This window comes from Nereida sp. NH-UV-3 (genome assembly GCF_042939535.1).
Lineage (GTDB): Bacteria > Pseudomonadota > Alphaproteobacteria > Rhodobacterales > Rhodobacteraceae > Nereida > Nereida ignava.
Map to the genome: position 1 here is coordinate 1,642,115 of NZ_CP132157.1, position 14,504 is coordinate 1,656,618.

Consider the following 14,504-nt stretch of genomic DNA (forward strand, 5'->3'; position numbering starts at 1 on the left):
ACTGAATTTAAAAGATATTTTATATATCAAAAGCTTGCACCTAAAGGTTAGAGTAGGTAGACGATCAATACGAACCAAGAATGGTTTGGACCTTTTATATTTGAACACGTGTGGTGCTAGGGAGCACGTGGGGTGAATGAGGGGTCCAAGGGGTTGGACCCCTCATTTTATGTTTCGCACCCAGCCATCTGACAAATCTTCTTCCAATGTTCCTTCGCCACTGGCTGTACGGACAACCTTGGCGATTTCACCAGTGGCATATCATCAAAGAACGGATCACCTTTGATCTCGGCCAGTGAAACAGGGCTGGGCAGTTCTTTGATCGCCTTGATGTCCACGCATTGCCAGCGGTCTTGCGTTGTTGTGCTATCTTGGTGTGCTTCTGAAATGATCTCAACGATCCCCACGACCGCCTTTTCATCTTGTGAATGATAAAAGAAGCCACGGTCACCGACAGCCATTTCACGCATGAAATTACGCGCCTGATAATTGCGCACGCCGTCCCATTCTTCGCCAGTGTCGCCTTTGGCGACCTGATCCGCCCAACTCCACGCACTTGGCTCAGATTTGAACAGCCAGTAGTTCATCCGCCAATGACCCTGTTCCAGTGAAGCAATTCCACGCTCTCAAACAGACCAGCAAGTGCATAGGGGTCTGATGCTGCCCAATCCTTGGCGTCAGCCATGCTTTGCACGTCCAGAATAACGACCGAGCCGATCATCTCGCCCGCGTCACTCAAAATTGGACCCGCTTGCTGCACGACACCGGTCGACTTGATGTACGCAAGATGCGCATCCCGGTTCGCTTTGCGCACATCAAGTGCGCCGTCTTTGTCTTTAGCTATCAGGCTTACAAGCATTAGCTTTCCTTCTTTAAGGGTCTATTCAAAAGTGATTTGACCGCATCTTGGACGGTGATTTGTTTGTCTACAAGTGCCGCTACGGTTTCAATAATCGGCATTTTACCATGATTTAGGGATGCCATTGCTTTCGCAGTTGCTGCGCCTTCGACAGTTTCCTCAGATATCCAGGTGTTACCCGCGCCAATCCCCAGTCCGTACCTAAAATTGCGCGAGGTTTCTGACGACGCGGTTAGGGTTAAGTCACCTAAGCCAGACAGGCCCATAAGCGTGTCAGTTCTGGCCCCAAGGGCTTCTGCGTAGGTCCGCATTTCAGAGAACCCGCGTGTCAGAATTGCCGCGCGCGCGCTTTCGCCGAGGCCTGATCCGATGGCCACGCCACATGCAATTGCAATCACGTTCTTTAGCGCACCACCCAACTCAACACCGCGCCAATCATCGGTAAGATACAGTCGAAGCGTTGGCGTGCTCAGGGCGTTTTGGAGGTTTATGCCCTCATCGCTCAAGGCAAGGGTAAGCGCTGTTGGAAGGCCTGCGGCGATGTCCTTGGCAAAGCTTGGTCCGCTCAGAATACCAACGGGCCCACCAAGATCGGCCTTTTGCATCAGGCCAACTGGCCCAAGTCCCGATTTTAAATCTACACCCTTGCAGCAAGCTATCAGTGGCCTGTTTCGCAATGCTGCCTGCTCTTGAAGTAATATCGTCGACAGCTGCTGTGTGGGCGTTGCGATCAATACGGTACCTTCGCCAGGCAGCTTGTTCGTAACGGTCACATTGGACGGCAGCTTGTAGCCAGGTAGCCGACGTTTGTTTTCCCGATCCGCATCGATTTGCGCCGCCGTTTTAGCGTCCCGCGCCACCAAACTAATGTCGTCGTTCGTAGCCAAAGTAATGGCAAGTGCGGTGCCAAAAGCGCCTGAACCCAAAATGGTGATGGTCATGCTTTGGCTCCTTTTTTGCCTGAGCCAAGCATTGGTGCCGCGGTTTGATCGAGCGGCCATCGGGGGCGCGCTGATAAGGTCAAATCGTCGTAGTGGCCTAGTGCAAAAAGTTCTGCGCCAGCATAGGCGATCATGGCCGCATTATCCGTACACAGGCTTAGGGGCGGCGCTACAAATGGTAGATCTTGGGCATTGCAAAGCGCAACCAAGCCCTGACGAATGGTCATGTTGGCAGCTACGCCCCCGGCAACCGCAACGGCCGTAGCATCTGGGCAAAGGGCGATGGCGCGCTGTGTTTTTTCCACCAACACATCTGTGACGGCGTTTTGAAACGCGGCGCAAAGATCACGTCGATGCGTTTGCGGCAACCCGCCGTGTTCTTCAACAATAGCGTCACGCGCGCGCAACAAAGCAGTCTTGAGACCAGAAAATGACATGTCGCAGCCGTCACGGTCCAAAAGTGGGCGTGGCAATTTATAGGCTTTAGGATTGCCGTTTTTCGCTTCGTTTTCTACCGATGGTCCGCCCGGTTGTGCCAGTCCCAAAAGACGCGCCGTTTTGTCGAACGCCTCACCGGGGGCGTCATCAATTGTGCCGCCAAGGCGTCTGTAGCTTGTTGGTGATTTCACTTCTAAAAACTGACAATGCCCGCCCGAGACAAGCAGCATCAAATAGGGGTACGCAATACCGTCACTTAGGCGTGGCGTTAAGGCGTGACCCGCCAAATGATTAACGCCGATCAGCGGTTTTCCCGATCCTGCGGAAAGCCCTTTTGCGCACATGACACCAGCTAAGACCCCACCAATAAGACCTGGTCCAGATGTTACCGCGATTGCGTCGATATCATCTAAACTTTTACTCGTCTGTTCCAGCACTTTCGCCACACAGCCATCCAGCTTTTCAGTGTGCGCGCGCGCGGCAATCTCAGGAACGACACCGCCAAAATCATTGTGAAGCTGCGTCTGACCTTCAACTACCTGCGCCAGAATGTTTGGCCCTTCAGTGCCCACTTGTACGATTGCCGCTGCGGTATCGTCACAGCTGCTTTCAAGACCCAAGATGGTCAGAGGGGGGCCATTGCGTGTCATCATGCTGCCAGCTACCATTTGCGCGATATGCAAACAATGCCTTCTGCTCGCCCCACAGTGATCATCACCCGCCCTGAGCCTGACGCGGCTCAGTTTGCAGAGCAGGCGCGCATGACGCTTGGCGCAGCCGTAGAGATAGTTTGTGCACCGCTTGTAGAGATTGAGCCGCTTTCTCAAGCAATCGAGTTTACCCATGATGAGCAGGTAATCTTCACCTCGCGTAACGCTGTGCGTCTTGCGCCGGACGGGGTGGGCCGAACGGCTTTTTGTGTTGGTCAGCGCACCGCTGAGCTTGCATTGGACGCGGGCTATCGCGCTGTGTCTGCGGATGGTGATGCATTGGACTTGATTATCTTGCTCAAGGCTCAGTCATCAGGACCGTTGGTTCATGTCCGCGGCGAACAAACAACGCTCAGCTTTTCAAATGCTTTGGCAGCGTCGGGTTTGGTCGTTCGTGATATCGTGGCGTACAGACAGGTGGCCAAAGAGCTACCCGCAGATGTTGTGTCTAAAATACTTTGCGAGCAAAGAACTATTGTGACCGCTTTCTCTGCAAATGCAGCCGAGGTTCTGTCAAAGCATGTTGCGGGAAACAAAGCGATGTCAACGCTTGTGGCGATTAGTTCATCTGCTGCGGCGCCGTTGGCGGGCAGTTTTGCGAAGACCGTGGTGGCATCGACGACGGATGCGGCGGGGCTTCTTGTGGCGGTGCAAGTGATCTGCGATGACTTGAGCAAACAGATATCTGGCTGATGTGACGCGATTGATTAGTGTATTGTTGAGCGTAAGCAAGATTCGAGGGAGTTAACTAGGTGGCCGAAAAGACATCTGAAGAAGAACCGATCACTGAAAAAGTTGACCCTGTGTTGGATGAAACGGTCGTAGACGCAGTTGCCAATGATACTCACGAAACGGACAGTACACCCGACGAGGAAGGTTCTGACGAAGCAGCTGTTGAGCAGGATGAGACGCCAAAAGAAGAGCCTAGCGATACGAAAACCAGTCCAAAGGGCGGTATTTTGCCGATGCTGGGTGCAGGTGTTGTGGTGGCTTTGCTTGGTTTTGTCGGGGGGCGTGCAGATATTATTTCAAACGATGCGCTTCCTGAGTTTTTACAACGCGATAGCACACTTGCAGAAACAGTTGCGGACCAAAAGGTGGCTTTGGATAACCTTGAGCAACGCTTGACCGAGTTTGCGATGGCTGATGACATCGCCGCACTTCAATCTCAATTGAACGAAGCGGCGGAAGATGGCGCGGCTGCGCGTGCCGCGTTAGCGGATCAAATTGCTAATCTTCCCGTTGTGACAGACAGCGCAGCGAAAGTTGATATTGCAGCGGTACAAGATTTGATCAACGCGCAGAGTTTGAAAATAGCAGCACTGGCTGAACAGCTTCAGGCACAAACCGAGCAAACTCAAACAAGTGTGGTGCAGCTTGAAGCCGCCGCCGTTGAAGAGGCGCTTTTTGCGCAGGCGCGTGCTGCATTGTCCCGAGTTCAGGCGGCTATCGAAACTGGTGCGCCTTTTGGTTCGGCTTTGGCTGATTTTTCACAAGCGAGCACGGCTACTGTGCCGGAAGTTTTGCAAGCTGTCGCAAGCACTGGTGTTCCGGCGCTGGCTTCTTTGCAGGATGAATTTCCACCACTTGCACGTCAGGCGCTTGCTGCGGCACGCTCAGAAACGCCAGTTCCCGAAACCACTGTTGGAAAGCTGTCAGCTTTTCTGGATCGTCAGACCGGAGCGCGCTCTGTGACGCCGCGTGAAGGGTCGGATGCCGATGCTGTGCTGTCGCGTGTTGAAGCTGCTGTGCGCAAAGGTGCGTTGAATGATGCGCTGGGCGAGTTGGATACGCTTCCAGAGACGTCTAAATCTGCTTTGTCGCCGTGGGCTGAAGCTGTAAAGCGCCGACTTGATGCCAGTACTGCTGCTGCTCAATTGGCAGCATCCCTTAAATCGAACTGAGGTCACGCATTATGCTTTGGTCCCTTACTAAAATTCTTGTTTTTGTTGCATGTGTGGCTGCCCTCGCGTTTGGTGCGGTTCAACTTTTGGAAATGGAGGGCGGTGTTCAGATTACCTTCAATGGGGTTGAGCGGACATTTGGCCCCCTTCAAACAGCCATTGCTTTTGCGGTGTTGGTCGCCGCGCTTTACATCGTGTTGAAAGTGTTAGGCCTGATTGGTGCTGTGCTTCGGTTCATTAATGGGGATGAAACAGCGCTGTCTCGTTATTTTGTGCGTAACCGCGAGCGTAAAGGATTTGATGCCTTGTCCGAAGGCATGATGGCGCTTGCGTCAGGCGAGGGGCGCTTGGCGATGTCAAAGGCTAGCAAAGCTGAGCGGTATCTACGTAAACCCGAGCTCACAAATTTGATCACCGCGCAAGCGGCAGAGATGGTTGGTGATACCAAAAAAGCGAACCAAGTTTACAAAGAGCTTTTGCAGAATGATCAGACCCGCTTTGTGGGTGTACGTGGAATTATGCGCCAAAAATTAGCTGCTGGTGATACGGATACGGCCTTGGCCTTGGCTGAGAAGGCTTTCGCTTTGAAGCCTAAGCATGAAGAAACGCAGGACGTTTTGTTGCGACTTCAGGCCCAGAAAGAGGATTGGAGCGGCGCGCGCAAAACGCTGACTGCGAAGTTGAAGCATGGATCGTTGCCGCGTGATGTGCACAAACGCCGCGATGCGGTTCTGGCGCTGTCAGAAGCGAAGGCGATTGTTGCAGATGATAGCACGATCGAAGTGAAAGAGGCGGCGATTGAGGCAAACCGGCTATCGCCAGATCTAATTCCGGCGGCGGTCTTGGCCGCGGATTCTTATATCGCAGCCGGTGAAGGAAAGTACGCGGCGCGGGTTTTGAAAAAGGCGTGGGGCGCGCATCCTCATCCTGATCTAGCGGCTGCTTTTGCACGAATTGCGCCCGAAGAAACTCCGACTGAGCGCCTCAAGCGGTTCAAAGCATTGACCCGCGTTGCCCCTGATCACGCCGAAACAAAAATGCTGCTTGCTGAGCTTCATATCGCGGCTGAAGATTTTCCAGCAGCGCGCGCTGCGATGGGTGATTTGGCGGAAAGCAATGCGACAACGCGCAGTCTAACAATTCTAGCGGCGATTGAGCGTGGCCAAGGTGCCAGTGATGATGTTGTGCGCGGTTGGTTGACGAAGGCGCTAACTGCCCCGCGTGGCCCGCAGTGGGTTTGTGAGAACTGTCAAAATATTCACGCAGAATGGGCGCCGACCTGCTCAAATTGCGGTGCTTTTGATACGCTTGCGTGGCGTACTCCAACGACTTCTGACGCGACGATGCCATCATCTACGGAAATGCTGCCTTTGCTTGTTGGCACGCCCTCAGCGTCCGATGTGGATGATGCCGAAGTCATTGATGAGGCGTCAACTGGCGTAGATGCATCGGAGAAATACTGACTGCGTTCAAACTATTTTTCGGCGTGCTCCTTATTAAATTTTAGCGATTAGCCCTGTCAGAGTTAATTTAAGTTAATCAAGGGCTTGTTTCGGGAAATAATTGTTCTAGTCTCCCTAACATTCTTGGAATGCCAAGAAGCATAGCTTCGTTATCAGAGGTTAGTAAGTTTCGTTATCCTGTGATGTGAAGCCGAAAAAATAAGCGACCCCATAATGGGTTGCGCTGATCGATTCCTTGGGAGGGACTATGACAAATACACTTAACCGCAGAAAGTTTTTGCGCGGCTCGGCTGTTGCCGGCGCTGCCGCTTTGGCGACACCAGCAGTTGCGGCCAACCACGGCACAACACTGAAAATGCAAGCTGCTTGGGGCGGCGGTATTTTCCTTGAAAATGCACAATCGTTTGCAAGCCGCGTTAACGAAATGTCTGGTGGTTCATTGACCATTGAAGTGCTGTCTGTCGACTCCGTCGTTAAGACAAGCCAGATGCAAGACGCGGTACACCGCGGCGTTCTTGATGCAGCGCACTACGTATCAGCCTACTGGTACGGCAAGTCCAAAGCCGCATCACTCTTCGGCACAGGCCCGTGCTTTGGCTGGTCAAGCCAAGAGATGCTCGGCTGGATCCACGCAGGTGGTGGTCAAGAGCTCTTTGATGAGCTGATGGATAGCCTGCGCTTGAACGTTGTGTCTTTCTTCAACTCACCGATGCCAGCACAGCCACTTGGTTGGTTCCAAGAAGAAATTAAAGACGCAAGCCAGATGAATGGTCTGAAGTACCGTACTGTTGGTCTTGCTGCTGACGTTCTGCTCGAAATGGGCATGTCAGTTGTGCAGTTGCCTGGCGGTGAAATCCAGCCAGCGATGAAATCTGGTCTAATTGACGCGGCTGAATTCAACAACCCAACATCTGACCGTGACTTTGGTATGCAAGATGTTTCCAAGCACTACCACTTGGCATCATACCACCAGAGCCAAGAGTGCTTCGAAGTTACATTCAACAAAGACAAGTTCAACGGCCTGTCACCTGAGCACCAGGCGATCATCCGTAACGCGTCAATGGCTGAAAACTCCGGCTTCTACTGGGGCAACACAAAGCGTTACTCAGACGATCTGATCAAACTGCAAGAGCAGGACGGCGTGAACGTATACCGTACACCAGATTCTGTTATGGCAGCGCAGCTCGAAGCATGGGACAAAGTTGCAAACCGCATTGCGGGCGACGATCCATTCTTCGCGAAGGTTATGGAGTCACAGAAGGCATACGCCAAAGATGTGATGAACTACCTCAACATGAACCAGCCTGATTACAAACTGGCGTACAACCACTACTTCGGTTAATCGCTTAGTTTAGAAACGGTGTGTCCGGGTGCTTTATTGCGCCCGGACATTTGCGCTCAATTGACGAGCGCCAATAATTCACATGATCTGTAGGGGAGCGACAGACACATGAAAATCGTTTATGCCATTGAGGGACTGAGCCTGTGGGTTGGACGTGCCTTTGGGTGGTGCATTCTCATCCTCACACTGTCCGTATCGTACGAAGTGTTCGTAAGATACGTCCTGAATTCGCCGACTGTTTGGGCGTTTGATATGATGATCCAGATGTACGGTGCTTTGTTCTTAATGTGCGGTGCGTATGCACTGGCGCAGGACACGCACGTGCGTGCTGATGTTGTGTACCGTTTACTACCGATCAAAGTTCAAGCCTCGTTGGATTTTGTGCTTTATTTCCTATTCTTCTTTCCGGGCGTCATTGCCCTTGCTTGGTATGGTTACGAGATCGCTTCTGATAGCTGGCGCTACAAAGAAGTGAGCTTTAACAGCCCTGCCAGTATTCAAATTTATTTCTTCAAATCTTTGATCCCGCTATCTGGTGCGCTGTTGGTGCTCCAAGGCTGTGCGGAGCTTGCGCGCTGCGTGATGGCGATGCGCACCGGTGCTTGGCCCGAGCGTTTGGCTGACGTCAAAGAAACTGAAGATTTGTTGGCGAATATTGATCTGGACGCGATCCAGTCAGCTACGCCTTCTAATAAATGAACCGCCATAAGAGCGAATAGAAAGATATAAAAAGATGTCAAATCCTGAAGTCGCCCTGTTGATGCTTGGGCTGTTCATTTTCCTTGTACTTCTTGGCTTTCCGATTGCTTTTACACTCCTCGCGATGGGTGTGGCATTTGGATATTATGCGTACCACCAAGGTGGTCCGATCGAGACGTTCTCGGATATTTTCAACAACAACATTTTCTACCTACTGAACCAGAACACGTATTCTGTGATGGAAAACCCGATCCTGGTTGCGATCCCGTTGTTCCTGTTTATGGGCTACGTGGTTGAGCGGGCGAACATCGTCGATAAGCTGTTCTTCTCTTTGTACATGGCTGCACGCAACTTGCCGGGCAGTCTTGCAATTGCCGCCTTGCTTACTTGTGCGGTGTTCTCAACGGCATCTGGGATTGTTGGCGCGGTTGTAACACTGATGGGCTTGTTGGCGTTTCCCGCAATGGCAAATGCCAACTATAACAAAAGCTTTGCGTCTGGCGTGATCTGTGCCGGTGGTACGTTGGGTATTTTGATCCCGCCATCCATCATGCTTATCGTCTATGCGGCGATCGCAGATTTGTCGCCCTTGCGACTTTATGCAGCTGCGGTGTTCCCCGGTTTATTGTTGGCGGGTCTCTACATTGTGTACGTGATCACACGTGTTTGGTTTAATCCTGCATTGGCGCCAAAACCGACCATGGAAAATGTGCCACCACCCCGCGAAATCTATAAAGACCTTTTGGTAAGCTTTGTGCCGCTGACTGTTTTGATTGCGCTTGTTCTTGGTTCAATCCTTGGTGGTCTTGCGACACCGGCTGAAGCCGCTGCTATGGGTGCTTTGGGCGGTATGGTGTTGGCGGTACTTTATCGCTCCATGACGTGGGAAAAGCTGAAGGAAAGCGTCTTCCTGACCGCAAAAGCAACCGCGATGGTGTGCTGGTTGTTCGTTGGTTCGTGGACGTTTGCATCGGTCTTTTCGTACTTGGGTGGTCACGACATCATTGCAGATTGGGTTGGTGGACTTGATCTTGAGCCGTGGGAATTCTTGATCCTTGCTCAAATCATCATCTTCTTGCTGGGATGGCCGCTGGAATGGTCTGAGATCCTGATCATCTTCGTGCCAATCTTCTTGCCGCTTCTCGAGGTATTTGGTGTAAACCCCTACTTCTTTGCGATGTTGATTGCGTTGAACCTGCAGACTTCGTTCCTGACACCACCCATGGCGATGTCCGCCTATTATCTCAAAGGGGTCCTCAAGGACAAAATTGAGTTGATGGACATCTTCCGCGGTATCATGCCGTACTTGGGCATTGTGATTTTGACGATGGTCTTGATGTATAACTTCCCAGGCATCGCATTGTGGTTCCCTGACTATCTCTTTGGACCATACATTCCATGATCCCAGATAGTTATAAACTAACTGCAACCGAGGCGGTGGATGCCATCGCCTTGGGACGCCTTAGTTCTGTTGAACTGGTCAAGTCTTGCTTGGCGCGCATTACGGAAACCGACGAAGCTATCAAAGCGTGGGCTTTCCTCGATCCTGATGCAGCACTTGCCCAAGCGGCTGAATGTGACCGACTTCGCAGAGCAGGTATGGCAACGGGTCGTCTTCATGGCATTCCGGTTGGCCTGAAAGACATCATCGATACCGCCAAAATGCCAACACAGCGCGGAACATCGATCTTTGCCGGACGGCAAACGGAACACGTAGCCCGTTTGGTTGAACGTTTGCGCGAAGAAGGTGCTGTGATCATGGGTAAAACCGTGACCACTGAACTGGCTTTTGTGCACGCAAACGAAACCCGTAATCCCCATAACGCCGACCACAGCCCTGGTGGTTCATCAAGTGGTTCGGCAGCTGCGGTTGCAGCGATGCATGTGCCGCTGGCCATTGGTACCCAGACAAATGGTTCCGTTATCCGTCCCGCATCATTCTGCGGAACATTTGGGTTCAAACCTACACGCGGCGTGATTTCTCGCAGTGGCGTTTTGCAGACGTCAGTTTCGCTTGATCAAGTGGGTTGCTTTGGTCGCAGTCTTGAAGACGTTGCCCTGTTGACCGATGCAATCGGAGGCTACGATCAAAATGATCAAGTTAGCTTTGCGCGCCCGCGTCCAAAGATGCTTGAAGGAGCGCAGGCCGAGGCATTGGTCACGCCCGAGTTTGCATGGTTTGACCTGCCCTTTAACGAGCGTCTTTCCGGCGATGCGCGTGAGGGCATGGAAGCGGTACTAGACATTCTTGGCTCTAAAGTGACCAAGATGGAGCCCGCAGATACCCTATCTGATCTTGTCATGGTGCAAGCGCGTATCCACGAATATGAAATTGCCCATCACCAAGCAGAGGTTTTCGATACGCACTGGGATCAGATCAGTGATACGTTAAAACCCATCATTGAGCGTGCGCGTAAAATCACAAAAACTGAGTATGAAGATGCGCTAGCTGTCAAAGGGTCCGCTGAGTCTTTCTTTATGAACTTCTTTCTGGATTATGATGCGGTCATTGCGCCGTCAGCTGCTGGCGAGGCTCCAAAGTTTGGAGACGGCACAGGCGATCCGATTTTTTGTACTCTGTGGACGCTTGCGGGGCTGCCATGTATCAGCCTTCCTCTTCTCGTTGGTGACAATGGGCTACCGATCGGTGTGCAACTTATTGGGCCACCTGAAAAAGATGACCGGCTTTTGCGCACGGCGCGATGGCTACAAACCTATTTATCTGAAACAGCCGAGTAACTGAGAGGACCTACAATATGTCATATATGGTTAAGTTAATCGCAGGCCTGACTGGCACAGCATTTTTGTGCATTTTCATCGGGGGCCTGTCCCAAAGTATCTCAAGCGGTTTTGCCGGCTTTGTCGGTGGTGCGCCGTTCATGCTTATCGCTATTCTCGTGTGCGGTATGGCCGTCTACGATTTCTGGGACGAGTGTGTACGTAAGAAATGAGTAAGAAACGTCTTTGGATTACGCGCCGCCTGTCTGATGCAACGCTTGAACGGGCTGCGCGCGATTATGACGTTGTTATCAACCATGAAGATACCCCCGGGACTGCTGCGGAGTTAATCGCGGCAAGTGCTGATTTCGACGCGGTTATCCCCTGCCACTCCGAACACTTTACTGCGGATGTGGTGAGCCAGTTTTCTGACCGCTTGAAGATTGTGGCCAATCATTCGGTTGGTGTCGACCACTGCGATATTCCTGCGCTTAACGCGCGCGGCATCGCAGTCACGAACACGCCCGATGTGCTTTCTGATGCGACCGCTGAGTTGGCTATGTTGTTGATGCTTGGTGCTGCACGCAATGCTGTAGCTGGTGACCGGATTGTGCGGACCGGCAACTGGGATAGCTGGTCACCGGCCTTTATGGTTGGCAAACAGGTAACCGGTGCGCGTTTAGGCATTATTGGGATGGGTCGCGTGGGGCAGGCTTTTGCTCAAAAGGCGCGAGGTTTTGGGATGCAAGTGCATTACTACAACCGCCGTCCGCTGTCGCCTGATCTTGAACACGGGGCTGTCTATCACGAGACCGTCGAAAGCCTTTTGGCGGTGTCTGATTTCTTATCGCTTCATTGTCCCGCAACGCCTGACACGGTCGACCTGATGAATGGTGAGCGTTTTCAAATGCTGCCAAAAGGGGCTGTCATTGTGAATACGGCACGTGGGGCGTTGGTTGATGAAGACGCTCTGATTGCAGCGCTTGATAGTGGGCATGTTTCTGCCGCCGGTCTTGATTGTTTTAAGGTTGAGCCGGGTGGCAACCCCAAGTTTTCGTCCTACGATAACGTATTCATGTTGCCCCACATCGGGAGTGCAACACGACAAACACGAGATGCCATGGGGTTCCGCGCCCTCGACAATCTTGATGCATTCTTCGCGGGCCAGACACCAAAGGATATCTTGACCAAATGATGGATAAATCAATCACCAAACTCGCGTTTCTGGGCCTTGGCGTCATGGGCTATCCAATGGCAGGCCATCTGGCAAAAGCAGGTCACTCCGTCACCGTTTACAACCGTACCACGGCAAAAGCTCAGGCGTGGGTAGATGAGCATGGTGGCAGCTTGGGTGAAACACCTGCAGAAGCAGCGCGGGGCGCAGAAGTTGTTATGGCCTGTGTCGGGAATGATGATGATCTGCGCTCGGTTTGCCTTGGACCTGACGGGGCATTCGCCACGATGTCCGAAGGCAGCACTTTTGTTGATCACACCACCGTATCCGCAGCAGTCACAGCCGAGCTTCACGCCGCTGCGAAAGCTAAGGGCATTGCCTTCGTCGATGCGCCTGTGTCTGGCGGACAAGCAGGCGCAGAGGGCGGGCAGCTTTCGATCATGTGTGGTGGTGCGCAAGCGGATTACGATTGGATTGAACCCGTCATCAATACCTATGCAAAATTGTGTCGTCGTATTGGTGAAAGTGGCGCGGGTCAGATGACCAAAATGTGTAACCAGATTGCGATTGCCGGGCTGGTGCAAGGGTTGTCCGAAGCGTTGCACTTTGCTTCCAAAGCGGGACTCGATGGCGCATCTGTCGTTGAGGTGATCAGTCAGGGCGCTGCCGGTTCATGGCAAATGTCCAACCGCTATCAGACTATGCTGGATGATCACTTTGACCACGGGTTTGCCGTTGATTGGATGCGCAAAGATCTGGCGATTTGTCTAAGCACCGCCGAGGAAAATGGCGCGTCACTACCAATCACAGCTTTGGTCGACCAGTTCTATAAAGATGTGCAGAAGATGGGTGGTGGCCGTTGGGACACATCCGCTTTGTTCAAGCGCCTTCAAAACGACGGCACTAAGTAACACGATAAAGTTGTGCAGCGCGCCAGCAGGTGTGTTGGTTCGCTGCATAGCGATTTTTGCGATATTCGGGTTCTTTTGCTGATCGCGATGGACATCAAGCTGTCGTTGGCTATCAATACCTATCCAAGAACATTGCTAACAAACACGCGCCGAAAAGAGTGCTGTCAGATAGAACCCCTCGGAGGAAATATGAAATTCAAATCCCTATTCGTCGCCGCGACTGTTGCGGCTCTGACAGCTACATCCAGCGTCGCTGAAGATCTCAAAGTTGGGATGATCACAACGCTTTCCGGTGGTGGCGCAGGCCTTGGTATTGATGTGCGTGACGGCTTTATGTTGGCAGTCGCACAATCTGGTCGAACCGATATTGATGTGATCATCGAAGATGACCAGCGCAAGCCAGACGTTGCTGTTCAGCTTGCAGACCGCTTGATTCAATCTGAGAAGGTTGACGTCATGACCGGTATCATTTGGTCGAATTTGGCAATGGCTGTCGTTCCAGGTGCTGTGGCTCAGGGTAAGTTTTATCTGTCGCCGAACGCAGGCCCTTCACCTCTTGCAGGCCGTGCGTGTCATGAAAACTATTTCAACGTAGCATGGCAGAACGACAATCTGCACGAAGCGGCAGGTGCGTATGCGAATGACGCAGGCCACTCAAACACATTTATTCTGGCACCTAACTACCCTGCTGGCACTGATGCGCTTACCGGCTTTAAGCGGACCTACAGTGGTGAGTTGGCTGGTGAAATCTACACCAAACTTGGCCAGTCAGATTATGCGGCTGAGATCGCACAAATCCGTGCAAGCGGTGCTGATAGCGTGTTCTTCTTCCTGCCCGGCGGGATGGGTATCTCGTTCCTCAAGCAGTATGCAGATTCAGGCGTTGACTTACCTGTTGTCGGCCCGGCCTTCAGCTTTGACCAAGGTATTTTGCAAGCGGTTGGTGCAGCAGCGTTGGGCGTCAAGAATACATCGCAGTGGAGCAAAGATATCGACAACGCGGCCAACGCTGCATTTGTTGAGACTTTTTCCGCTGAGTACGGACGCTTGCCATCGCTCTACGCAAGCCAAGGGTTTGACACGGCGAACTTGTTGATTTCAGCGATGGAAGCGGCAGATGTGAGTGACGCGGGTGCATTCCGTGCCGCTCTTAAGGCAGCAAATTTCGATAGCACACGCGGCGCGTTCGCCTTTGCCAGCAACCATCATCCAATCCAAGACATCTACGTACGCGAAGTGATCAAAGAGGGCGATGTGTTTACCAACAAGATCATTGCAACGGCATTGTCAGATCACTCAAACGCCTACGTTGCTGACTGCAAAATGTAAGCTAGCGTTCATTGGC

The 14,504-nt window shown here is 52.3% G+C and carries 15 protein-coding genes; 11 read left to right on the forward strand and 4 right to left on the reverse strand.

The annotated features are described in order from the left end of the window. Positions 1–167: 167 nt before the first annotated feature. From NeNHUV3_RS08105 to tsaD, 4 genes are read right to left on the reverse strand one after another with little or no spacing between them, the layout of a single operon-like run. A complete protein-coding gene (locus NeNHUV3_RS08105; protein ID WP_391480827.1) occupies positions 168–587 on the reverse strand; it encodes an EVE domain-containing protein in 420 nt (139 codons plus the stop codon). Further along, positions 584–859 carry a YciI family protein gene (locus NeNHUV3_RS08110; RefSeq protein WP_391480828.1) on the reverse strand — a complete coding sequence of 92 codons (276 nt, stop codon included), beginning with the start codon at positions 857–859 and terminating at the stop codon, positions 584–586. The genes NeNHUV3_RS08105 and NeNHUV3_RS08110 overlap by 4 nt, the downstream gene beginning before the upstream one ends. Then, entirely contained in the window at positions 859–1,800 is a 942-nt protein-coding gene (locus NeNHUV3_RS08115; RefSeq protein WP_391480829.1) for an NAD(P)H-dependent glycerol-3-phosphate dehydrogenase, read from the reverse strand. Before NeNHUV3_RS08115 ends, NeNHUV3_RS08110 begins: the two co-directional genes overlap by 1 nt. After that, complete coding sequence (tsaD, locus tag NeNHUV3_RS08120; RefSeq protein WP_391480830.1) at positions 1,797–2,891, reverse strand: tRNA (adenosine(37)-N6)-threonylcarbamoyltransferase complex transferase subunit TsaD; 1,095 nt, start codon at positions 2,889–2,891, stop codon at positions 1,797–1,799. The genes NeNHUV3_RS08115 and tsaD overlap by 4 nt, the downstream gene beginning before the upstream one ends. 24 nt (positions 2,892–2,915) lie before the next feature. On the opposite strand from tsaD, the gene NeNHUV3_RS08125 reads away from it, so the two are divergent. The 11 genes from NeNHUV3_RS08125 to NeNHUV3_RS08175 all read left to right on the forward strand — a co-directional run bounded on the left by NeNHUV3_RS08125 (position 2,916) and on the right by NeNHUV3_RS08175 (position 14,488). Continuing rightward, a complete protein-coding gene (locus tag NeNHUV3_RS08125) occupies positions 2,916–3,641 on the forward strand; it encodes a uroporphyrinogen-III synthase (protein ID WP_391480831.1) in 726 nt (241 codons plus the stop codon). A 59-nt stretch (positions 3,642–3,700) separates the two neighbouring features. Continuing rightward, a complete protein-coding gene (locus NeNHUV3_RS08130; protein ID WP_391480832.1) occupies positions 3,701–4,852 on the forward strand; it encodes a COG4223 family protein in 1,152 nt (383 codons plus the stop codon). Positions 4,853–4,863: 11 nt separating this feature from the next. Then, complete coding sequence (locus tag NeNHUV3_RS08135) at positions 4,864–6,315, forward strand: heme biosynthesis protein HemY (RefSeq protein ID WP_391480833.1); 1,452 nt, start codon at positions 4,864–4,866, stop codon at positions 6,313–6,315. A 247-nt stretch (positions 6,316–6,562) separates the two neighbouring features. Further along, positions 6,563–7,657, forward strand: a complete 1,095-nt coding sequence (locus NeNHUV3_RS08140) for a TRAP transporter substrate-binding protein (RefSeq protein WP_391480834.1) — start codon at positions 6,563–6,565, stop codon at positions 7,655–7,657. A 108-nt stretch (positions 7,658–7,765) separates the two neighbouring features. Continuing rightward, complete coding sequence (locus NeNHUV3_RS08145; RefSeq protein ID WP_391480835.1) at positions 7,766–8,356, forward strand: TRAP transporter small permease subunit; 591 nt, start codon at positions 7,766–7,768, stop codon at positions 8,354–8,356. A gap of 34 nt (positions 8,357–8,390) precedes the next feature. Next, on the forward strand, positions 8,391–9,758 hold the full coding sequence (locus NeNHUV3_RS08150; protein ID WP_048598590.1) for a TRAP transporter large permease subunit: 1,368 nt from the start codon (positions 8,391–8,393) through the stop codon (positions 9,756–9,758). After that, positions 9,755–11,095 (forward strand): amidase, encoded by a 1,341-nt coding sequence (locus NeNHUV3_RS08155; protein ID WP_391480836.1) that lies wholly within the window; start codon positions 9,755–9,757, stop codon positions 11,093–11,095. Before NeNHUV3_RS08150 ends, NeNHUV3_RS08155 begins: the two co-directional genes overlap by 4 nt. 17 nt (positions 11,096–11,112) lie before the next feature. Continuing rightward, entirely contained in the window at positions 11,113–11,307 is a 195-nt protein-coding gene (locus NeNHUV3_RS08160) for a hypothetical protein (protein ID WP_048598592.1), read from the forward strand. Beyond that, the gene (locus tag NeNHUV3_RS08165; protein ID WP_391480837.1) at positions 11,304–12,269 is read left to right on the forward strand and encodes a 2-hydroxyacid dehydrogenase; all 966 of its coding nucleotides are present in this window, start codon (positions 11,304–11,306) and stop codon (positions 12,267–12,269) included. The genes NeNHUV3_RS08160 and NeNHUV3_RS08165 overlap by 4 nt, the downstream gene beginning before the upstream one ends. Before the next feature lie 11 nt (positions 12,270–12,280). Further along, positions 12,281–13,159 carry an NAD(P)-dependent oxidoreductase gene (locus NeNHUV3_RS08170; protein WP_048598798.1) on the forward strand — a complete coding sequence of 293 codons (879 nt, stop codon included), beginning with the start codon at positions 12,281–12,283 and terminating at the stop codon, positions 13,157–13,159. 189 nt (positions 13,160–13,348) lie between these two features. Then, positions 13,349–14,488 carry an ABC transporter substrate-binding protein gene (locus tag NeNHUV3_RS08175; RefSeq protein WP_391480838.1) on the forward strand — a complete coding sequence of 380 codons (1,140 nt, stop codon included), beginning with the start codon at positions 13,349–13,351 and terminating at the stop codon, positions 14,486–14,488. The last annotated feature ends 16 nt before the right edge of the window (positions 14,489–14,504 follow it).